This is a genomic window from Zobellia nedashkovskayae (genome assembly GCF_015330125.1).
Taxonomy (GTDB): domain Bacteria; phylum Bacteroidota; class Bacteroidia; order Flavobacteriales; family Flavobacteriaceae; genus Zobellia; species Zobellia nedashkovskayae.
Genome location: NZ_JADDXR010000002.1, coordinates 405,240 through 428,217, shown reverse-complemented (window position 1 = coordinate 428,217; position 22,978 = coordinate 405,240). Strand labels below are relative to the sequence as shown.

18 protein-coding genes are annotated in these 22,978 nt (G+C 36.3%); 4 read left to right on the top strand and 14 right to left on the bottom strand.

Annotation, left to right across the window (positions count from 1 at the left end):
* The first annotated feature begins 17 nt into the window (after nucleotides 1-17).
* Together IWB64_RS01785 and IWB64_RS01780 are read left to right on the top strand one after the other, a co-directional pair.
* Nucleotides 18-926 carry a FecR family protein gene (locus IWB64_RS01785; protein ID WP_194532400.1) on the top strand — a complete coding sequence of 303 codons (909 nt, stop codon included), beginning with the start codon at nucleotides 18-20 and terminating at the stop codon, nucleotides 924-926.
* Nucleotides 919-3,432: a TonB-dependent receptor gene (locus tag IWB64_RS01780; RefSeq protein WP_194532399.1), complete on the top strand. Its 2,514-nt coding sequence runs from the start codon at nucleotides 919-921 to the stop codon at nucleotides 3,430-3,432. The genes IWB64_RS01785 and IWB64_RS01780 overlap by 8 nt, the downstream gene beginning before the upstream one ends.
* Before the next feature lie 144 nt (nucleotides 3,433-3,576).
* Here the strand turns inward: IWB64_RS01780 and IWB64_RS01775 are convergent, their stop codons facing one another.
* The 14 genes from IWB64_RS01775 to IWB64_RS01710 form a co-directional block, all read right to left on the bottom strand.
* Complete coding sequence (locus IWB64_RS01775; RefSeq protein ID WP_194532398.1) at nucleotides 3,577-3,720, bottom strand: hypothetical protein; 144 nt, start codon at nucleotides 3,718-3,720, stop codon at nucleotides 3,577-3,579.
* Between the two features lie 528 nt (nucleotides 3,721-4,248).
* Nucleotides 4,249-5,349: a gliding motility-associated C-terminal domain-containing protein gene (locus IWB64_RS01770; RefSeq protein WP_194532397.1), complete on the bottom strand. Its 1,101-nt coding sequence runs from the start codon at nucleotides 5,347-5,349 to the stop codon at nucleotides 4,249-4,251.
* 43 nt (nucleotides 5,350-5,392) lie between these two features.
* Nucleotides 5,393-6,454: a hypothetical protein gene (locus tag IWB64_RS01765; protein ID WP_194532396.1), complete on the bottom strand. Its 1,062-nt coding sequence runs from the start codon at nucleotides 6,452-6,454 to the stop codon at nucleotides 5,393-5,395.
* 181 nt (nucleotides 6,455-6,635) lie between these two features.
* A complete protein-coding gene (locus IWB64_RS01760; RefSeq protein WP_194532395.1) occupies nucleotides 6,636-7,316 on the bottom strand; it encodes a hypothetical protein in 681 nt (226 codons plus the stop codon).
* A gap of 43 nt (nucleotides 7,317-7,359) precedes the next feature.
* Nucleotides 7,360-7,986: a hypothetical protein gene (locus IWB64_RS01755; RefSeq protein ID WP_194532394.1), complete on the bottom strand. Its 627-nt coding sequence runs from the start codon at nucleotides 7,984-7,986 to the stop codon at nucleotides 7,360-7,362.
* 262 nt (nucleotides 7,987-8,248) lie between these two features.
* Nucleotides 8,249-9,400 carry a PepSY-associated TM helix domain-containing protein gene (locus IWB64_RS01750; RefSeq protein WP_194532393.1) on the bottom strand — a complete coding sequence of 384 codons (1,152 nt, stop codon included), beginning with the start codon at nucleotides 9,398-9,400 and terminating at the stop codon, nucleotides 8,249-8,251.
* 52 nt (nucleotides 9,401-9,452) lie between these two features.
* A complete protein-coding gene (locus IWB64_RS01745; protein WP_194532392.1) occupies nucleotides 9,453-11,852 on the bottom strand; it encodes a TonB-dependent receptor in 2,400 nt (799 codons plus the stop codon).
* Nucleotides 11,853-12,154: 302 nt separating this feature from the next.
* Entirely contained in the window at nucleotides 12,155-13,960 is a 1,806-nt protein-coding gene (locus IWB64_RS01740; protein WP_194532391.1) for a glycoside hydrolase family 2 protein, read from the bottom strand.
* A 394-nt stretch (nucleotides 13,961-14,354) separates the two neighbouring features.
* Nucleotides 14,355-14,921: a hypothetical protein gene (locus IWB64_RS01735; RefSeq protein WP_194532390.1), complete on the bottom strand. Its 567-nt coding sequence runs from the start codon at nucleotides 14,919-14,921 to the stop codon at nucleotides 14,355-14,357.
* Nucleotides 14,922-15,890, bottom strand: a complete 969-nt coding sequence (locus IWB64_RS01730; RefSeq protein WP_194532389.1) for a YHYH protein — start codon at nucleotides 15,888-15,890, stop codon at nucleotides 14,922-14,924.
* A 341-nt stretch (nucleotides 15,891-16,231) separates the two neighbouring features.
* The gene (locus IWB64_RS01725; protein ID WP_194532388.1) at nucleotides 16,232-17,281 is read right to left on the bottom strand and encodes a nuclease-related domain-containing protein; all 1,050 of its coding nucleotides are present in this window, start codon (nucleotides 17,279-17,281) and stop codon (nucleotides 16,232-16,234) included.
* A 174-nt stretch (nucleotides 17,282-17,455) separates the two neighbouring features.
* A complete protein-coding gene (locus tag IWB64_RS01720) occupies nucleotides 17,456-18,727 on the bottom strand; it encodes a Shedu immune nuclease family protein (protein ID WP_194532387.1) in 1,272 nt (423 codons plus the stop codon).
* A gap of 169 nt (nucleotides 18,728-18,896) precedes the next feature.
* A complete protein-coding gene (locus IWB64_RS01715; RefSeq protein ID WP_194532386.1) occupies nucleotides 18,897-20,006 on the bottom strand; it encodes a hypothetical protein in 1,110 nt (369 codons plus the stop codon).
* A gap of 125 nt (nucleotides 20,007-20,131) precedes the next feature.
* Nucleotides 20,132-20,281, bottom strand: coding sequence for a hypothetical protein (locus tag IWB64_RS01710; RefSeq protein WP_194532385.1), 150 nt, complete (start codon nucleotides 20,279-20,281; stop codon nucleotides 20,132-20,134).
* A gap of 353 nt (nucleotides 20,282-20,634) precedes the next feature.
* Between IWB64_RS01710 and IWB64_RS01705 the strand changes: the two genes are divergently transcribed.
* Both IWB64_RS01705 and IWB64_RS01700 read left to right on the top strand, forming a co-directional pair.
* Entirely contained in the window at nucleotides 20,635-21,321 is a 687-nt protein-coding gene (locus IWB64_RS01705; RefSeq protein WP_194532384.1) for a TetR/AcrR family transcriptional regulator, read from the top strand.
* Nucleotides 21,314-22,978 (top strand): peptidase domain-containing ABC transporter, encoded by a 1,665-nt coding sequence (locus IWB64_RS01700; protein ID WP_194532382.1) that lies wholly within the window; start codon nucleotides 21,314-21,316, stop codon nucleotides 22,976-22,978. The genes IWB64_RS01705 and IWB64_RS01700 overlap by 8 nt, the downstream gene beginning before the upstream one ends.

Genomic DNA, 22,978 nt, shown 5'->3' with positions numbered 1-22,978 from the left:
ATAAAATGAGTCATACCATGAATAAGAAGAGCTTGATAGAAAAATGGCTATCAGATGATTTAACTGAAGAAGAACGCATTGCTTTTGAAGCTTTGGAGGATACTCCGTTTCATAAGGATATAGTAGCAAATGCTTCTAAGTTTAAAGCTTCTGGTTTTTCTGAAATGCCAAATTTTGAAAGTTTTAAAAAGCGCATAAAAGCCCCGGAAGTTCCTGTTAAAAAGTTACAATGGCTAAACCCTATGCTTAAAATAGCAAGTGTTCTTATGCTTGGGCTGGGTGTGTATTACTTCCTTTTTATGAATGTAATGACAGAGGTACATACTATGGTTGCCGAAAAAACGACCATTGAATTGCCAGATTCCTCTCGTGTAGTGCTTAACGCGCTTTCAGAAGTTAGTTACAATGAAAAAAACTGGGAGGATAAAAGAGAGATTAAATTACAAGGGGAAGCCTTTTTTGATGTAGCAAAAGGAGCCAAGTTTGATGTTGTAACCTCAAAAGGTACGGTAACCGTAATGGGAACCGAGTTTAATGTAAAGCAAAGAGGCGACTTCTTTGAGGTGGCTTGTTTTGAAGGAACTGTTCGTGTGGTTACGGATAACAAAACAGAAATCCTTAAAGTAGGCGATAACCTTAAATGGTACAAAGGTGTTTTGGTAACTGGTCAGCACACTCAAAAAGAACCACAGTGGACAAAGAATTCAAGTGCTTTTCAGCGTATTCCCGTTTCGGAAGTACTTGCTGAGCTAGAAAGACAATATGATATAAAAATCACGCTAGAAAGTGTAGATGTAAATCAACTTTTTACAGGTGCTTTTGTACATGATAATTTAGAAAATGCGCTTATGGCTATTAGCGAGCCTCTTAGTCTAGAATATGAGGTAATAAAGCCCAATACTGTGCGTTTAAGTACAAGTGAATAAGAGACTTTTAATTTTACTTTACTTTGTACTTGCATTCAACAATTATACTATTACCGCACAGGAAGTACAGAGTACAACTTCGCTACCAAGTATTTTAGTTGAATTGCAGGAACGTTTTGGCGTGCAGTTCAATTATGCCTCTGCCTTAGTAGATGAACTTCAAGTTATACCTCCAGATACTAAGCTGTCTTTAGAGCAGACCATAGATCATTTAAAAACGCAAAGTAACTTAGATTTTGTGTTGGTATCGGACAGTATTATTTCCATCAAAAAAAAACGATTAAAGCTTTGCGGCTATCTGTTAGATGTTCAAAGTAATGAAGCTTTGCCCTATGTTACCGTAAAAAATGGAACACGAGGTACGATAACCAATCCAGAAGGTTATTTTGAAATTGAAGCGGTACATGCCACAGATGTCATTCAAATTCGGCATATAGGCCACAAGACAATACAGCGCGAAGTCAAGTTTTTTAATACGACTAAGTGTGCTAGAATATATCTCATCCCGGAACACGAGCAGTTAGAAGAGGTTATACTTTATCAATATCTCATACGTGGTGTAGATAAGCTGGGTAACGGTTCCCTTCAAATAGATTTTAATAAATTTAGTATTCTGCCAGGTCTTATAGAAGAAGATGTGCTGCAGTCCGTTCAGGCATTGCCCGGTATACAGAGTATAGATGAAACGGTTTCCAATATTAATATTAGGGGAGGTAGTAACGATCAAAATCTTATTACTTGGGACGGAATCAAAATGTATCAATCGGGTCATTTTTTTGGTTTGATATCCATGTATAATCCGCATATGACCCAAAAAGTAGAACTCCATAAAAATGGAAGCGGCGTGGGCGATACCGATGGCGTTTCCGGCACTATTGCCATGAAAACCAAGGATTATATTAATCCGGAAATAAATGGCAGTATTGGAGTGAATTTAATAGATGCTAATGGTTTTGTAGATGCTCCATTGGGACAAAAAGCATCTATTCAGATATCTGCCCGAAAAGCAATTAGCAACTTTATAGAGACACCTACCTATACCAAATATTTTGACCGTATAGCACAAGACACGGAAATAGAAAAGAATACCGCCACAGAAAAGAATTCTGATATTGGTTTTGATTTTCATGATGCTTCTTTCAGGTTGCTATTTCATCCATCGGATAAAGACCGCCTTCGGGTTAACTTTATTTACACGGCCAATGAAGTTTCTTTTAATGAAAATGCCCTAGTATCGGGGGAGGTTAAAGAAAGACAAAGTACCCTAAATCAAATGAGTATTGCAGGAGGTATTCAATACCAAAGGGATTGGACGGAAACCTTAGATTCTGAACTTATGGTTTATGAAACGGATTATCAATTAAAGGCCGTAAATGCCAATATTCTTGATGACCAGCGGTTTTTACAGAAAAATAAAGTTTCGGAAACAGGGGTGAAGCTTAAGGTGGGAAAAAAAATTACTCCGCATTTAAAATGGACGAACGGTTACCAACTAATGGAGACTAAAGTAACCAACTTAGATGACGTAGATGACCCAGAATTTAAGCTCTTGGAAGCAGAGGTTTTACGGGCACACGGTATATTTTCAGAAATAGGTTTTCTGTCCGATGATAAAGCTACTAGATTTAACCTAGGAATGCGTTTTAACCATTTAGATAAGTTCAAAAAACAACTATGGGAACCTCGTTTAAGTTTCAACCATGGTTTTGGCAAAGGTTTTACCGTTGAGGTTTTAGGAGAGTTCAAACATCAGAATACGTCCCAGGTCATTAATTTTCAAAATGATTTTTTGGGTGTTGAAAAACGACGATGGCAACTTTCGGATAATGATTCTATTCCAGTTATTACCAGCAAACAAATCTCTACGGGCCTTAGTTATAATAAGAATGGTTGGCTGGCGAACGCCGTTGCTTTTTATAAAAAAGTGAATGGTATTACTACGCAGAGTCAAAGTTTTCAAGATCGATATGAATATGTAAAGACAGCTGGAAATTATGATGCCAAAGGTATTGATGTGTTGCTCCGTAAACAGTTGAAGAATGCTAGTTATTGGCTTAGTTATGCAACTTTAAAAAGCGACTATTATTTTAAAGATTTACCAGAACCTAATTTCCCTAGTAATTTTGATATTACCCACGCGGTAACGGTAGGAACCAATTATACGTTAAACCGGTTTTTAGTTGCTGCAGGCCTAAATTGGCGTACTGGAAAACCCTATACGCACCCAGTAGCTGCTGATGAGGTAAATGATGATGCGGTCAATTTTGGTAGCGCCAACAGTTCTAGGCATGATGATTATTTGCGTTTAGATGTGTCGGCAAAATATGAGTTCAAATGGGGAGAGAATACCAAAACCCAAATTGGTGTAGCTGCGTGGAACGTACTGAACCGAGACAATACGATCAATACATTTTACAGGCCAGAGACCGCTACAAACGCCAAAGAGTATAGACAAAGCTCTCTTGGTTTTACACCTAACGCGTCTATTAGGCTAATCTTCAACTAGGGTTAATAAAAGAGTTGGACTGTCTGCTTTTGATAATCTGTGTGAGTCATAAAAACAAGAAAAACTGTGTCTACCCAAGACACAGTTTTTACATCCCAAAGTACTAATCTACAAATCCAAAGAAGGTTAAGTGGGTTATATGTTTTATAGGAAAGCAAGAAGAATAAAATACTGCACCACGGCAAAAACAATCAGACCTAGCAATAGGTTGGTTTGATTATCAAATATTTTTTTGATTTCTTCTCTTTCAGTATTATCGGTAATTTGAATCGGTTCTAAATTTTTCATCTGAGTGTGTTTTGGTTAGGTAATTTCCTATTTGATTTTTTTATTTGGTCATTTAGTTTTGTACTATGAACATGAGAAATATATATTGTAATACGGCAAATAGTAATAACCCTTTCAGTAAGTAAGTCTGCCCTTTTAACAAGTGTATTTGGTAATTGAATACCGCTTGTATTTTTTTTATTTCCCTTTCTTTTACTACTTGAGTTGATTCGAGAGTTTTCATGAGAATTTTTTTTTTGGTTTCTGTCTATAAAACAATCGATTAGAGGAAACTCCTGAAAAAAAGTTGATTTTTTTTTTAAAAAGTTGATTTTAAATCTTAAAATACTAATTTAAATAACTGTTAATAAGGGTGTTGTGTGTTTTTCTTAATCTCCTGTTTTTTGCGTTTAAAACCCAAGAAACCTAGGGATAATGATGCTTAGAATGGAAAAAATAGAAAGTTAAACGTTAAAATCGAACAAAAAGATAATTTCGATTTCTTTAAAGCATTAAGGCTGAGTTAGCCAATTAGGTCTGAGTTGAATTTTACCTTTCTAAATATAAAAAACCTTGAATAGGTAGCTTATTTTCACCAACGGTAACCAAATAAAAGTATACACCCTCTGGCAAACCTTTATCTCTTTGTATTGCGGATATTCCTGTACCCGTTTTGCCATTAAATTGATTTAAATAGTTTTCTTGTTCAAAAACTTTAAGTCCATTTCTGGCAAATATGAAGAGATGGTTGCTTTCATAATCTTCCAATTCTGGTATATAGAGAAAGTCATTGATACCATCTCCATTTGGAGTAACTAAATAGTGATAACCTTGATGAAGCGCACCTGTTTTTGCTTTTAAGATGCCAAACGTTATTGCGCTGTACTGATTGGGAATAAATTTCCTTGATGAAATAAAACCTTCTCCAAGATTTCCTGTTCGGTCTGTGGCTCCCAAATTTGTCCATTTCATCGCTTCCTTATCAAAACCTGCCACGGTAATAGTATTTAGGTCGTTAACTATAGCTTTAAGCGCACTTCGTTCATTCCAATCAATTGTTACTATAGTACTGGTATCTCCTTCCAAAACCCAATACTCCTCGTTACTGATTGCTGTCAGTTCAGAATTAGTATTTAAAAAGTTTGAATACGTTACCGTGCCATCTTCAAAGAGATAGGTGCTTTTAAAAGAGGCTGTTACACCTTCTGTATCTATAAGTAGAGGTCTTAGATAGGTTTCGTCACCAATGGGAAATAGAAATTTCTGTACATCGGAAACCGATAAAAATCCATTTACTTTTGAAAAATTTGATTCCCCATTGTAGAAAGATGTAGCAAGGAGTTCAACATAATTGGTATCTAGGTATTTTGTAGTTATAAAATCTCCAAAAACAAAATTGGTGTTATTCCCAATAGCTATAGGAACCTGAAGAACAATTCCCTGGTCATTATTAATTTCAATATCATGAAATACAGGAGAAACAGAACCAGAAATAGTATTTTGGTAGCGTCCATAAAATCCTGCAAGGCCAGATGAACTGTTGAAAAATCCATCATTTTCAAGGGAAGAATAGAACCCCATTTTAGCATCCGTATGAATTTCTAAATCACCAAAATTTCTCATGGTCTGTGCATTTAGACTTTCTGCCATGAGAGAAGATAAAATATAAATTAATATACATCTAATCATGTTATTAAAAGTCTAATATGGTGAAATAGCAGGTTCTGTCTGCATAGGTATCTGCGCCTAACATGCCACCTCCCTCATGTACAATAGCAATACTAAAGGTTGTTGTGGTTTGGCCTGTAACATAAATATGAATATTGTTAGTACTGGTTTCTAAAACACTTAATTGAATTGGGTAATTAGCAGATGACCTAGCGGTCGTCATTGTAAAGGTATATCTACCCGTACCTATTTTGGTAGCAGCACTAAGACCACTGGCCGTAATGCTATTACTTGCGGGAATTAATGTTCCATAAGCCTTTATTGGGCTTTTGTAATAGGCGCCACCATCGGTACCCGCTGTAATACTATTATTCGCATTTGTACTAATAACAGTTACAGCTTGCGAAGTGCCGTCTTCACTAGTATGGGTTATTGTTCCTGTACCGGTATTCTGAGCTATGGAAGTTTTTGTCTCTAGATCGGAAAGCGGTAATTTTCTCAAAACGCCGTCTGCATCTGTGGTCACAATTTGGTCTGTATTAGCGCCAGCATCCAGTGTACGTATTCTGGCCTTTCCGTTTACATCCAATTTTTTACTGGGCGTATCGGTGCCAATGCCAACTAGGTTATCATCACCACTAATGACTAATGTATTTGCATCAAAGTTCAGGTCATAATTGTTTTGTGTTACCGCACGGTTATCCGTTAAAATTCCATTGTCAGAATAGAGATTTACACCGGCTACAGCGGCTAGTTCCGTATCTACATAGGTCTTTACCGCAAGTTCAGTAGGGAACTTTGTATTCGTAGCATCGGATAAATCAACATCGGTGGACTTATTGGCCGCGTCTTCTTTTTTTGAAAGCGCATCTAAATTTATGGTCAGCCAAATACTTCCATTATAAACCTTGGTTACTTCTGCACTAGAATCAAACCAAATATCATTTTCTAAAGGGTTAAGGGGAGCTGTTGGACCTGTACTTACTACAGTATTCCTAATACTTACCTTCGTCCCTTTATGATCTATAACCATTTCCTGTTGCGCACGAATGCCTTGCTGTAGAAACAGGCAAACTAGAAAAGTCAAGAGGCGATATTTTAATTTTGGTGCGAAAATGAAGAAATGGTTAAGATGGATGAAACGTAATATTCAAGTACACATGAATACGGACGAAAAGCAGTGAAATTTCCTTTTATAGAAAATTAATACACTGCTAAATGACCCACACCTTTTTAAAGATGTATAAAATTATCTATTGAATTTAAGCTTACTTGGTATACTGCACCTCAATAACGTCGCCTCCATAAACGGAGTAATCATTTTCAACCAAAGTAACGGTTGAAGCGGCTACCGTATAATCTACATTAGCAACCAATTTAGCGCCATTTCTATATACCCATACTTGACTATAGCTTGGTAATATTGGCGAACCGGTAAGTGCATATGCGGTTTGATCGGCGGTGGCAGTAAAAGCTTCTTGTCCGCTTTGGATAAGATCGGTGGCCAATAATTTTTTTAAGGCACCTGTTGCTTCGTCTCTAACCAATAGAGTATAACCAGAACCCGTTCCGGCATCAGATTCAGTAGTTGCATCTGTAGAGGCAGTTTCCGTAGAAATCAATTCTATACCATTAAGACCAAAAACATTCCCGTCAACGTCTATTAAGGTATCATCGGTAAGTGTTCCTCCTAACTGCCATGTTGTGGTAGTTACATCATTTGTAGTGTTGGAAAGTAACGTAAGTCCGTTTTTAGCTTGAAGATACTTAATGGTACCCTTATTATCTATTACACGAACGGCACCTGCTGTTGTGGTGGTGCCAGGGTCAACATCGGCTTGTTTGACAACATCGCCTGTAGTTTGCTGTGCAGAGAGTGATACTCCAGTTAATAAAACGACACCTATGGCTAAGCTTTTGAAATTTTTTGATAGATTTTGGGTTTTCATAATTTTTAATTTAAAGGTTTAAGGATGTTTTGTGGATTAGGTATTAGAAAAGTTGTACTATTCGTATGCTGTCATTTTGATAACAAGTAATGTCACTTTCCAATTCTATGGTATTGGCATCTATAGTGATGAAATTTACTCTCACGCCATTTCTGAATACTTCAATTTTTTTACTGTCAATTATTGGTGCAGGTGTGGTAAACTGTGTTTGACCATTACTGGCTATGATTACTAATTGTTCTTGTTGTATTTCACTACCATCTGTGCCGGCCGGTCCTTGAGGTCCGGTTTCTCCTTTCAGTTCTAATAAATTAGGTGAGGTATATACAGTGCCGTTGGATGAGGTTATGGTAAAGGAACCATCTACATTATTTACTAAAGAAATAGAACCAGAGGCATTAGTACAAAGGTTTTGCCAATTGCTACCGTCAAATACATGTACACAATTGGTGTCTGTATTATAGACCAATGCACCGTTTAGGGGTACAATGTCTAACATTTGAGCGGTGGTAACCCTAGTTAAAACCAAAGCCTTTGAAGTACTCTCCAATTCAAAAAGCGAAGCTTCGTGAATGGTACTTACATCATCGCCAATTTTCACTTGAGCTATCCCGCTAGATGTAAGAAATAGCAAAAGGATTACAAATAAGTAGATTTGATTTAATTTCATAGCACCAATGATACACAGGGCTAAGTAATTCAAAATCCATTTAATAAGTAAAAAAATGTTGTATAACGTAAGAAAATAGTGTCAAAATATACACATTATGATGTAAGAAAATGGCTATATAGTAAATCTGTACGGGTTTAAGGATTTAGTACATTCTTTCGGCAAGCAGAGTTTTTATTCGATGAAGTGTTCTTTGGCTAATGAAAAAATGCTATTTCGCTTAATTTTTAATACCGGATTTAAAAGGTTATGAATTGAAATGTCAATTATTATAGTCAAATTTAACTGTATCCAATTCTCTTTTTTTCTTATACTTGCGGCCATACCATAATAGCACACCCGTTACTGGTAAAGTAGCGGTTAACAAGCTTACTAAAAAGGCAATTATTTTTCCGGTAATTCCACCAATGGCACCAATATGGATGTCGTAGGTCATACGTACAATCTTGTCGGCTGCTTTGCCATTTTTGTACTTCCCGTAAATACTAGTAGTCTCTATTTCTTCCAAGGTATTTTGGTCAAAAAAACGAAAATCGGCATCATAAAAAAGGTCTTCGCTGTTTGAGACTTCCACGTAAATACTTTCATTTTCAGAGGTAGGGTAGTGGAGCTCGTAAGCGGTGGCCTCCGGAGATTCCTTCATTAGTTTTACGATCAACCGGTCCATGGGAATTTCATTGGCGTTAACCAGTGGTTCGCTGTTGTTTTCTGGAATAATAAATGCTACGTCCTTATCTCCGCCAAAAGATTTATACACACCGTACATAAGCCACTTGTAGGACATCATAGAACCGGTAAAAGCTAAAATCAATGCGAATGAACATATGTAGAAACCTACCACGGTATGTAAATCAAAGTTTTTACGTTTCCAACGTGTTGTTTTTTTCCAATCAAATTTTAGGCGTTGTTTTAAGTTTTTTTTCTTTTTGGGAAGCCATAGGATAAAGCCGGAGATTATGATGAAAATGAAGAGTAAAATGGATGCGCCTACTACCTGTTCTCCAATATCTTTAGGCAGCCATAAGCGAATATGCCCTTTTAGTACAAAGGCAAAAAAACCGGTAAGGTGATTATCAACTTGAATCACTTCTCCCGTATACGGATTTAAAAACACACTTTGATAAAATTCAGGTTCCGCATCATAAAAAATAACCTCTATGGCATCATCGGCTTTTTTGAATAAAGTACCATGAATGTGGTTGTCAGGAAACACTTCTCCAGCAAGAAATTTAGCCTGGGTGGGAGTGAGGATGGTTTGGTCTTGGGGAACTACTTTTTTATATTGGTCGTAAGTGCTTTCTATTTCTGCCCTAAAAGCCCATAAGCATCCGGTAATGGCCACGATAAAGACAACCACTCCTGTGGCCAGGCCTAAGATTTTGTGTAGTGTAAGTATGTGTTTTTTTATCGCCATTTTGTGTAAAGAATAAAGACAACCCTTACGGGTTGCCTTTGTGAATTATATTTTAAAATTTAAAACTTAACGTACCTAGAATTGTTCTTCTTTGCTGTGGTGTTACCGTACTCCACCCGGAATAATAAGATGTATCAGCTAGGTTATTTCCTTTAATACCAAATCTAAATTTATCCGTTTCATAGTAGACAGAAGCATTAACAATGGTGTACGCTGGGATGTAAAAAATTCCCGTTGTTGCTTTATAGTCAACCATAGTATCATATTCGCTAGCGCCATTAAAACCAGCCCCTATACCAAAGTTTTTTAGAAACTTATAGTCCGTCCAAAAGTTATAGGTAATTTCCGGACCGGATTCACCATACCTATTCCCTTCTAGATTTGGCGCAGAAGGAGAATCTGTAATTTCAGAATCGTTGTAACTAAAACCGGTATGTATGTGTAACCCTTCAGTTGGGTTGGCGTTTACTTCAAGCTCAATACCTTGGCTGTTTATTTCTAAATCCTGTGTTTGTGTCGCCCAGTAATATTTGTTGTCTACGTTTATGTTGTAATAGCTTAATGTAGCTTCTAATTTATTATGGAATAGATTAGATTTCATCCCCACTTCAAATTGGTTTGCTTCTTCAACATCATAGGATTGTAATACGGTTTCACCTGTGGAAAAGTCGGTGATGTATTGCGGATTTACATAAGAAAATCCATTTTGGTAATTCGCAAAAACGGATAACTGATCTAAAATGGGTTGGAAAACAATACCAAACTTTGGGGAGAAAGTAGATTCGGTATATTCAGTGTCATCATCATCTACCGTATTAACATCGCCTTCATAATCAAATCGGTCATAACGCACACTTGCCATAACGGATAAAGAAGGTATAATATGGATAACATCTGAGACATAGGCTCCAAATACATTTTGTCTAACATCAGAATCTAGATTTCCTAAACCAGATAATGCAGCACTTAAATTCTCGGCATTAATTGCTGGCTCACCAAATATTAAATCGCCCTGTAGGTTTATAGAATGTAAGTATCCCCAGTTAGAGCTTTTGTCTATAGTTTTAGAGTCTAGGTAATCTAAACCGACTAATAATTTATTTTCTAAATCCCCTAAATAAAAGGTGCCATTAAAGTTTTGCTGAAGGTTTAAGGTCTTGGTTCTAGAATCTGTGTCTTGTGCATATAGGCTAAAGTTTTCTGTACCTACGGGAGCTGCTGGATCTGTATAATCTGCAGTGTTCCATAAATAGGTGTAGTAGCCTAAAGATTTTGCCAATCCGCCTGCTATTAGGGTTTGAGAAGACCAATTGTCCGTCATTTTCCACGCAATTTCTCCTCTATAATTCTGGGTGATATTATCTATGGTAACATCGTTGCTCGTAAATGATAAATTGGTATCGTAATCTAAATCTTCAATAGAATTAAAAGCAATAGGACCATATCTGTTTAGAAACAAGAATGTCTCATTAGTTTGTTCATTTCCTGATGCTTCATAAGAAAAGTTTAAGGATACGTTGTTGTTAACCTTGTATGAAAGTGATGGCGCTATAAAAACCGACTTCTTAAAACCGGCATCTTGAAAGCTGTTGTCTTTTTGAAAACCACCATTTAAACGGAACGATAATTTTTCCCCATCAGAGATATTTACATCTACATTTAGTTTGGCAAAATCATTTGAACCGCCAGATACCGTTATCTCTCCCCCAGTGCTGTTATATGGTTTTTTGGTGACAATATTAATCAAGCCACCATAAGAGGTAACCGAGCTTCCGAATAAAGTTCCAGAAGGTCCTTTTATGACTTCCACACGTTCTACATTAGACGGGTTGATAAACCCATTTGTAATTCCGGCAACGCCATTTACCAATTGCGGTTGAACGGCAAAACCACGACTAGAATAATACCCGGCACCATCGCCACTTCTACCTGTAGAGGACCATAATTGTGTAATACCCGCAGCATTTACTAAAGCATCTTGGAAGGTGTTAACGGACTGGGAAATAAGTAATTGATTTGTAATGGTGTTGTAGACCTGTGGGTTCTCTATATTCTTTAAGGGCATTTTAGAAACATACGCTGTTTGCTTTCTAGAAAACTTGTTCCGTCGTTCGGCTTCAACGATTACTTCGTTAAGAATTTCATTTCCTTCGTAAAGAACAATCTCAGGTAAGGTTACGTTTTGATTACCGGCAACCGAAAATGGAATTTCCTTGGTTTTGAATCCCAAATAGGAGAGGGAAAGAATATAATCTCCGTTGGTAAGATGGTTAAGTTCAAAAGAACCCGCTTCGTTGGTTTGGGTTCCGGTACTCGTATTTTTTAGGAGGACGTTTACACCAAAAAGAGGCATTTTGGTGTTGTCCGTTATTTTTCCGGTTACAGTTGTTTCTTGGGAAAAACCAACGTGAGAGAGGATTACTAACGCTAAGGCTGATATAAAATATTTCATTATATTTATTTAGACTTGATATGAATAGTTAATTTCCGACAAATGTATCTATGCATGTTTAATCTGCCAAATTATTTATAATAAATCTAAATAATAAAATTCAACCCCTTGGTTTACTGTCGTTTTATAGGGATGGTGTTTTTATAGAGTGCTGCTATTTGTGGAAAATGCAGTCAGATTTTTAAAGTTTTATTTTTAGAATAGAAGCGTAGCATAAAAAAAGCACTCCCTTTTTAAACAAAGGAGTGCTTTTCTAAATACTAAAAGTACACTAAATGGTAAAACCAGCGGAGTACAAGATATTAGTTATTTTCTTTCTCGTAATAGTCTTGAAGGATGTAAAAAGCTTGTTTTCTCATGCCCTGTTCAGAGATCAATCCTTTTCTATTAAAATCGTCTTGAATTCTTCGTAAAGGACGTCTGGAAGAGCGAAAATCCATCAAAATCCACGGAGATAGACCGGATAGGAAATCAATGTTACGCATCATTTCAATATTGGTTTTAAATACTTCTGCTTGGTATTCTTCCGTCCATCGTTCGTTCTTATTACCATGATGACCGTAAAGGGCGCCTCCACCAACTTCACTCATAATCATGGGTTTATTGTACGCACTTGCCCATTTTAATGAAGCACAGGTATCGGTTGCACCTGCGTACCAGCCACAGTAATTATTAATGCCTATAACATCTACAACTTCCCCAAGAGGGTCTTCAATTAAGTTGCCGTCATCACCTTGTCCTTGCGTATCTAGGGCAGCGGTAATCAGGCGGGTATCATCTAACTTTCGGGCTTGTTCGGCAAGGTTTCCTATGAAATTCAATCTAGATTCACCTTCAGGGGTTTCATTCGCCATAGACCATAATACAACGGCTGCGCGGTTTTTATCCCTAGAAATCATTTCCGTAAGCTGGTTTTTTGCATTGGCATAGGTATCTTCATTATCAAACTGAATAGTCCAATACACCGGTATTTCGGACCAAATTAAAAAGCCCATTTTTTCTGCTTCCCGGACCATGGCTTCGCTATGAGGGTAGTGGGCAAGCCGGATAAAATTACAGCCCAATTCTTTGGCCCATTCCAACAATATTTTGCACTCTTCTACAGAAACTACACGCCCTGTTTTAAAGGGGGCTTCTTCGTGAATGCTTATCCCTTTTAGAAATATCTGTTTTCCGTTTAATAAGATTTTGGACCCTTCCGTAGCTATGGTTCTAAAACCGATCTGATCCGTAATCTCATCCGTGGCCGTTTTTAAAACAACTTCATAAGTTTTGGGGCTAGTTGGACTCCAAAGTTCTGGTTTCGCTTTAATCGAGAATGCTGCTTTTCCGTTTTTAAGAACGGTGTTTACTGTTTTTTTCAGTTCGGGAATAGCTATACTAACCGCATCGCCATCCTTTCCGTTGGCAACCGAAACCCAACCTGTAATGGCATTGGTAACTCCTTTTGGCAATTGAACCGAATAATCGTTAATATGAGATTTTGGCGTAGTAATCAAATGAACCGATCTGGTAATACCGCCATAGTTCCACCAATCTTGGTTTACCGTAGGCACGTTTTCTCTTTTCCGTTTGTTATCCACTTTTACGACCACAAAGTTGTTACCCTCTTTTAGCTTGTCCGTAACCTCAAACTGAAATGGGGTATATCCACCCACATGCTTCCCAATACGTTCGCCGTTCAGGTAAACAATGGCCTCATAATTTACGGCCTCAAAATATAAAAAGGCGGCCTGGTCATTCTTGGCGGTATAGGTAAAGTCCTTTTTGTACCAAACGGTGCCCTCGTAGTAATACAATTTGTCCATTTGCGTATTCCAATCCCCAGGAACCATAAGTTGCTTGCTGGTATCAAAATTGTATTCTATTAAGTCAGACGGAGATTGCATTTGGGCATTCATAAAATAGCCGTCGTCCTTGGGTTGTAACCTATGGTTGTAATATCCGTTCTCTAGTGGATCAACAATCATGTCCCATAGGCCATTTAAACTGGTTTTCTCTCTAGAATCTATGTTCTGTAATAAATCGGAAAACGGAGTCTCCTGTGCCTTTATAGTTGTGCTTAGCGTTAAGAGGAATACAAATAGGAGGGTTTTAATGTGTTTCATGTGTAGCTGTTCTTCAGTTTTTAAAGTGATGTGTTTCTTGTGTTTTTATACCAGAAAAAACACGTCCTGACCCAAAAGAATGTAATTGGCTAACTCTTTTGAGTTTGGTTTGTGCGGAAGATAAAAGTAAGGAACTTTCTAATAGAGCCTTTAGTATACTTTTGTATTTTCATTTATAAATGCAAAAAGCAACATTTCGTTTGAGCGAAATGTTGCTTTTAATTAGTGTAAAATTCTTTTAACAAGAAAGAACCTTTATCTTATTTTTTTGCTTGAGTTAAGCCTGGAGACCCTTAAAAATTGTCTCATATCCCTGCCCATTTTTTTCATAGAAAGCAACCCCATTTACCTCAAAAAGCACCCCAACATTACACAATAAAAACAATCGGTAATTTTAGTTGGAAACCGATTTTTTACCGAATTTTTTATAAAAAAAATAAAACAAGGGAATCAATAAGAGCAATAGATACGGAGTATTGTTTTCCTTTTTTAATTGAAAAGTACCCTTCTCGTTTCCGGTTTGGAATGTTTCATTGTTCTTACCTAGAGCAAGGGTGTTGTAGTTTACCTGATTGCCGTTAAGGTTACATAAAGTAGTATTCGTTACTTCAGAAAGACTTGTTCCCTTAAAAGTGATGTTATAGGTATTTTGATGGGCGTGTTGGTTATTATCCAGTTCTTCAAAACCTAGCAATTGGAGAACCACGCCATTTTCATCTTTTAGGATAAGATTTTCCCTTAAGTATTCTAAAAAGGTAGTTTCAAAATCACAGTTATTCACCGCCTCTTTTAAGGAAGGTTTGTAAGCAAGAAGCGCATTTCTCAACGTCCACGGAAATTCGGCCGCTACTTCAATGGTATTTTCCGTTTGGGTGAATTTAAAAAAAGCCTCATTGGCCTCATGTGCCCAAGAAGCAGAAAAAGACATACTCCATATCAGCAGGAGAATACTATATTTCATTTAACGTCCTATTTTAAAATCGTCCGAAGGCGTGCCTCTAAAATACCTAGGTATACTGGGGAAAGCATCCGTAATAACATAATAATACGTGCCATTAGGATATTCTGGCGTAACCCCATTTCTTCCATTGGCCCTATCCAAAATACCAGCGGTTTCAATATATTCATAATCGTTGGAATAAATACCATTATAGACATCGCAAGGAGCCGTAACACCATCTCCGGGTCTGTCTCCGGTTTTTAATTCGTAGCTAGGTGTCATGGCAATAACGGCAGACGAAGCATCGGTAGCATCCTCATAGGCATATTTATAATAAATGGGAAAACCGTCTCCGGCATAGCCGATCATGGTCATTTCAGTATCGGGAATATTCAGGTTTTCCAGAAAAAGAATAGGCGAACCGTGATAATGGTATTTTCCCGTAGGTTGCACATGTGCATTATTGCAATCCAGGCCAAGGTTTACGTTCAAGGCCTCTAAGTTCCATTCCCAATTTACATTAGCGCTCAAAGCACCTTCATGCGGAAAGGGCTCTGCAGCAACGGGATCTAACTCCACGCCGTTTAATAACACACCAAAAGAATATTGCGGTCCTGTATTTTGATTTAAAAGCGATGTAAAATCATTCGCTTCACTGGGGTCCAATGGTAACTCGTAAGTTTCGGATTGTTCCGAAATAGCATTGGGGTTCAAAGAACCGGAACCCCCACCAAAAAGTCCCACCAGATGCTCCGGTATGGAATTGGAAGCTATGGTGCGGGTAGTTTCTGAAGTAGATTCCTCAAATTCAGAAGCGTAGGGCAAGGTTACATCACAAGGGCCTCTACTGCTATCCAGAACTTGGTCTGTAGTACAGGCTTCTTCCGTGGGGTCTATAACCGCAGTCTCGTCAGCAGTGGAGTTGTCGTCACTACAACTGTGTAATGCTAGCAATAGCGAAAGGAATGCGGTAGGTCTTATAAAATTCATTTCTTGTAGATTTTATGTTAAGTAAGACAAAAGGGTGGGGCAATGGTTTAATTTAAAATATGATATTCCATATTCTATATCTTTTTTTGGTCCAACCTATAAGTCTTTTATCCAATCACAGATAGTTGCTGTTAGATTCCTAAAAGCCGACTGTGATTAGAATAGAACGCATAAAAAGAAAGTATATTCTTATGTGAGTGAAGAGAATTTTTTCAAGAAATGTTGTTTCTAGACTCCTAATTTTTTGCTGTCCTGTGCATAACTTACTCCAAACCTAATTGGTTGTTGGGTAGTCGAATCTGCCGTAATTGCGGTTATACATTGCTAGCATTAATTTCTCATCAATTTAAAATATTTGTTATTCTGTTTACTTGGTTTTCCGTTAAAATAGGTTCAAAATATTTTATGTAATCGTTCATTTCATTCAAGAGTTTAACTTTTACATATTTGAACTCACCTTTTGGTTTGTTATTGATCATAACAATAAGATTTCGTATTGGAATTTGTTGTTCTCCCCAATGATGTCCATTTAAAGTTATGTGTTCCGAAATATGGATGTAAAGCGCAAAATTTGCCCTTTCTATTTGTTCAATCGGTGACCTTAAACTGATTGACTCTACTGATGATGTACTCCAGTTTTTTGTTTCAATTATAAAAATACCTGCTTTACATATCAAGAGATGGTCAATTTGTATGGAATAGATTCTTTGATTCTTTTTTTTGTAAAATATAGGAGGAGAAAAATTTAAGCTAAAGTCATTAATTAAAATATAATCATCAGATAGTTTTTTTATTTCCTTAACGACCAAATTTTCCCCAATTGCCCCCGAAATTAGATTTCTTGAACTTTTTATTACACTCAGGGTATACTCTAATTTTTTAATGTTAGGTTTTGCTCTTTTTTCAATTAGGGAAGTTTTTTCCGTTTCATATTCTCTTATAAAAGCTTGGTCATTTTCAATACTTCTAGATATATTTTTAAGAGCTGAATTTGCCAGTTCGGTTGTTTTTCTTTGATAACGCTTAGACTCTTTTTTAAGAAAGAAGAGATTGATACGTGACAGTATTTTGTTTAAAAAGTTCGCTCCATTCTTATTTTGGATTACATCAATTTTCTGCTGTATTTCACTGGTTTTATTGTTTATTGACTCTTCCTTAAAATTGATTATTTCATTTTTTTTCTGGGTTATAAGCTCTAAGTTGTTGCGGGTGTTAACATATTCTGCTTCTAACTGCTTTGAAGTGTCATCAAGAATTGATTGTATTTCTGACGTATAATTAGCCAAAAAAACTTTAATTTCTTTTACAGAACCAAACCTTGAAATTCCTTTATTCTCTAATGCGGATTTTAAGGATTTCAATGATTCTATAGTTCCATAAATTCTTGCCATTTGTGTTTGTTCAAATTATAGATTAAGGTCTGGTCTATAAAAAGGAGTTGGTATATCTTGTGTTTTCAAGTTGGTTATTCCAGCAGGTTTGGCACGAGCGGGGAAAATCCGTCAGTATTTTCAGAAGTAGGCGAGAACAAGCAATTACTTATAGCCATTGTTGTGCGTTCGTTTTTATTCTTCATTTAATAATTCTTGAAAGCTCTCAATTTTTGCTTTTAATTCATCAAAGGTTATAATTTCAACATCTTTACTATTGCTTCTAGAAAGTTCAAAAGAATATCTTTGGTCTTCGTCCAAATCCGCCAAGTTTCCAATTAGTACAATGCATTTAGAATTAAAGGTTTCAAAATTTCCGTTTTTCCTGCTTTTTGCCTTTAATGCATAAAATTCCTTTTGAAAATTATCTCTTTGATTTAGAACTTGAGCAGTCGAACCAGAAAGGTCTTTTGAAACACTATAAACATCTTCTCCTCTGTAAGAACTATTCTCAACAAGTTTAGTTTTATGAGTCTTTATTTCCAAGAAAGAAACATTATCACTTAGACTATTTTTAATTAGAAAATCATTCATTTTTCCATTTGTATTGTCAAGACTTTTTCCTCCAACATAAGCTTCTCTTTGATATAGAATAATTGGTTGTGCGAATATTGAAGAAAAAACCCAGTTGTTTTCTTGTAGAAATACTTGCCAATGTTTTTCAAGACTTTCTCCATCAGTTGATAATGCAAAAAGTTCATTAAATCGTTCAATTGTCTTTTGAATAAATTTACTATCAACAATTTCCTTTGTTTTAGCTAAAGATTCTTTGCTTAAAAAGTCTGTTCCTATAGATAGTTTGTCAAATAAATCTTGAATAGCTTTTTTATCTCCATCTGAAAATTCATCTATAGAATTTCCCCAACTTGCCAAGGAAGAAGCAAGAGCATTTTCAATATATGTCTTTTCAGGTTTGTCAATTACTTTTGGGAAAATACTATTTAAAGTTAATTGTAATACAAAATCTATTTCAGCACGATTTTTTTTATAAATAGCACTAAATGAATCTTGTAACTCTTGTAAGCTAGTTTCATTTAAATAAAGTAATTTATTATCAACGTCTAACTCTGTTTTTCCTTTTTTTTCAATTATTACTTCTTTAATTTCATAGGTTTCATCAATAAAATATGAAAATGGATTTAAAGTTTTAGTAAAACCATAACCATATGAAGTAGCTTTGACAACTCCAACAGGCAGTTTACCGCCAAATCCTAAATAGGTAAATTTTTTAATAAACTTATATTTTTCTCCACCTTCAAAGCCTCTTGGGTAATGAATAAGTTTGTCAACTTTTTTGAATACTTCTTTGGAAATTTGTTTTATGCCAGCTTCTGTGTCGTGGTAGAACCAAACTTGTTTTGTGGTTAAATCTCTTTCTATTTTTTCACCTTTAAATTCTTCTGGCATAGTTCTTTAGTTATTTTTTTGTCAAATGACGCACAACGTTGATGTATAAGAATAGTTGCGGGTTTGTATGCGAGGATTTTCCGCAGGAAAATCAGACTTTACAAACACGCAACGACCTTTGATTAAGCACTAAACCGCAATCATTTTTATACGGTGTTGTGGGTAGTGTTTATTCGCTATCATTTTCGTCCTCGTCCTTAATCGTATATTTATCAAGTAATAATTGTTGCTCTTTTTGTTCAAGTTTTTTCCATCTTTCTCTGACTATTGATGTTTCAGTTCTCAATTCTGTTGAAATATCTGGTTCATCTTCTTCTTCTGGTTCTGGTGGTGTTAATAGTTTTACTTCATTCCCTTTAACAATATGGTCAGTAATAACTTTCGCAATTTCATCGGCTTTTTTAGTCGCTCCAGCTTTTAATGGTGGTGAATCGGATTTCAAATTTTCTTTGTGCTGTTCTAATGCTAATTGTTTTATAGATTCTTTAATATTATCAAGCATTAGTTTTTCTCTGCCCTTTTCGGTTGCAATAAGTTTTTTATTACCCATATATGAAGCAATAATTTCTTTTGCAGTTTTTGATTTATACATTAAATATGCACCATAAACCTTTAATCCTGTTTTAATTAGTTCGGTCAAATCTATTGCAACGTCAAAGTCAATATTGAAAATTACATCTATTGAGCCATTTTGGATTTCTACAAGTGAAATTTCTTTTGGCGATTCTTGTTTTAGTAAAGTATGGTAAATCAGAAGAGTTCTATTCCAACGATGTAAAACTTTTGAAAATTCTTTTAAACTACCTGTCGATTTTAAGTCTTTAAAAATTAATGACATCACAGCTTGTTCTTCGTCACTATCATATTCATCATCTTCTGAAACGTATTTGTCAAAAGTAGTTTTAACCGTATTTAATTCAGATTCGTTAGTTTGAATTGCTTTTTGTAGTCGATTAAGTATTGAATTAAATTTTTGAAAATATTGTGGTCCATCAATTTCTTTATCTGAATCTAATTCCTCCAATTCTGTTAAAGTATTGAGTGACGTAAATGGTTCGTTCTCTCTTAAAACACTTTTCAGCTCTCCATTTAATGAATTATTTTCAAAATAGATAAGATTAGATTTTATGTTTTCGGAAAGTCCTTTCATAAAAACTAAATTCTGATTTTGTGCTTGCCCAATAGATTGTCTATAATCGGTAACGTCCCTTTTAAAACCTGATTCTATTACTAATTCAGCGAAGATTTTTATTTTATTAAGTAAACTTTCTACATTCATTATTATTTGTTTTCTCGATGGTTCTTACATTACCCACAACTACTGGATACAAGGCATATGCCGTATAACCATCATGTTTAGTATTAAACAAATTACTATTTTAGTGCTCATAGTTGTTCTTGGTACTATTTACCCATTCCTAATTCTATAAAAATAGGGAGGGTTAAACGGTATACTACAAATATCTCCGTTTTGAATTGTACAGCCTTACGTAAAAGCGTAATCTCAAAAAAAATAGGGTCAAAAGCTAAACGAAAACTTGTGTTGTAACGCATAGTATCCTTTTTATTTTTCACTCAAACCCCAACATCCTTTTCCGACAGAACTTTAAATATCAAGAATTAAGTTGAAATACGGTAAGTGTCCCTTTTACAATTGCTTCTTTCTGACAGTTATTCGACAAAACGTACGAATTTATGGACGTATGACGCTGTTGATGAATTCATAAAAAAACAACCTCTTTTTTATCATCCCCTTAAATAACAGTGATACAACCATAAATAATAGTAATTGAGTTAAAAATAAAAGTTAAACTATTAAGTTATGATAGTATTACTATTATATTTGCGAGTGTGTTTGCTCAACAAAGCATAATGAAGTAGTATCTCAACTTAATAAGCTCAGCACTATGGATAAATTATTACAGTCGGTTAAAATCGGCATCAACGAAAAAATATATATCAAAGACCCCGAGTCTACTACTTTGGGTAGGCGTATTGTAGAGGAAAGTATTCTCATGATCAATGCTATGGGTTTTGAAAGTTTCAATTTTAAAAAATTAGGAGCTAAGATAAAGAGTAATGAAAGTTCTGTATACCGCTATTTTGAGAACAAGCACAAATTACTGTTGTACTTAACGTCTTGGTACTGGGGTTGGGTAGAGTACAAATTGGTATTCGCCACCCACAACATACAAGACCCAGAGGAAAAGCTAAAAAAAGCGTTGGCGCTGGTTACCAGTGCAACAAAATATGATTCGGACTTCTCGCATATTAACGAGGTGCTTTTAAGCAAGATCGTTATTAACGAATATTCTAAATCCTACCTTACCAAAGAGGTAGATACAGAGAACAAAGAGGGCTATTTTGTAATCTATAAAAGACTGGTAACCCGTTTGAGCGAGATGATCAAAAACGTAGACGGCAATTATACGTACCCCAACAGTTTGGCCAGCACGGTGCTGGAAGGCTCCTTGCACCAACATTTTTTAAAGGACCATTTTGAGTCCTTGACCGATTGCCATGAAAATGGCGACCCAACCGACTACTTTACACAACTGGTATTTAATTCTTTAAATAAAAACCCGAATGGCTAAAAAAATACTGACCTCTTGGCAGCGCCTTATGGGCTTGCTAAAACTGGATAAACGAGATGTACTGCAAACTTTTTATTATGCCATTTTTGCGGGTTTGGTGAATCTTTCGCTTCCGTTGGGTATTCAGACTATTATCAATCTTATACAAGGTGCGGAAATCAGCTCTTCATGGATACTTCTTGTGGTCTTAGTGACCGGTGGTGTTGCTTTTGGGGGTATTTTGCAAATCATGCAGATCCGTATTGTGGAGAACATGCAGCAGAAAATATTTACACGCGCCTCTTTTGAGTTTACCTATCGGTTTCCAAAAATTAAAATGAGCGAGCTGCGCAACTACTATCCGCCAGAGCTGGCCAACCGGTTTTTTGATACCATTACGGTTCAAAAGGGACTTTCCAAACTTTTGCTAGATGTACCGGCAGCTATTTTACAGATTATTTTTGGCTTGTTGCTGCTTTCGTTCTACCATCCGTTTTTTATCATTTATGGTATTCTGCTGCTGTTATTAGTCTACCTGGTGTTCCGTTTTACGGTGCAGAAAGGTATGGATACCAGTTTGGAGGAATCCAAATTAAAGTACAAAGTAGCGCACTGGATTCAGGAAGTGGCACGTTCGCAGGTGAGTTTTAAACTATCCGGACGTACCAGTCTTGCCGTAGATAAAAACGATAACCTGGTTTCCGAATACCTGAAATCTCGCGAAAGTCATTTTAGGGTATTGCTGATGCAATTTATTCAGATGATCGGGTTTAAGGTTTTGGTAACGGCCGGGTTGTTTGCCATTGGGGGCTTATTGGTACTGAACCAAGAAATGAACATTGGGCAGTTTGTAGCTGCAGAGATTATTATTCTTTTGGTGATTACTTCCGTTGAAAAATTGATACGTGGTTTTGAAACCTTTTATGACCTGTTGACCTCCCTTGAAAAAATAGGACAGGTCGTAGACCTTAAACTGGAGAACCAAGGAGGTGAGCAGCCATTAAAAGATGATGACGAGTTAACGGTAGAGCTGGATAAAATTTCTTTTGGTACGGCTACGAAGAAAAACATTCTACATGATATTTCTTTTAAAATAGAACCGGGAAGCAGACAACTGGTCATAGGGGAGAACGGTTCCGGTAAATCTACCTTGTTACGATTGATCGCGGGTATTTTTGAACCTACCGAAGGTAATATTTATGCGAACGATTTTTCGCTGAAGGGAATAAAACCCAACCATTACAGGTCGTTCTTAGGGCAGTGCATTCCAGAGGAAAGTCCGTTTGAAGGTACTATTTTGGAGAACATTACTTTAGGGGATAAACGCGTCCCGCATGTAGACCTGCATTGGGTTCTGGAGAATATTGGGTTGCTACAGTTCATAAAGGAACAGCCCAACGGCCTCAATTCTATGATTTATCCGGAAGGGCAGTATATACCCTATACCATTGCACGAAAAATAGTCTTGGCGCGAAGTATCGTGCACATGCCAAAACTACTGTTATTAGATGATCCCTTGGACCAGTTTGATGAGGTGGAAGCGGAGCGCATCATGAAGTTTTTGACCAATAAGTCAAACCCGTGGGCGCTAGTAGTCGTAAGCCAAGACCTAAGATGGGTAAAGGCATGCCAAAAAATAATTACGTTGAACCAGGGGCAACTTGTTTCCATAACTTAA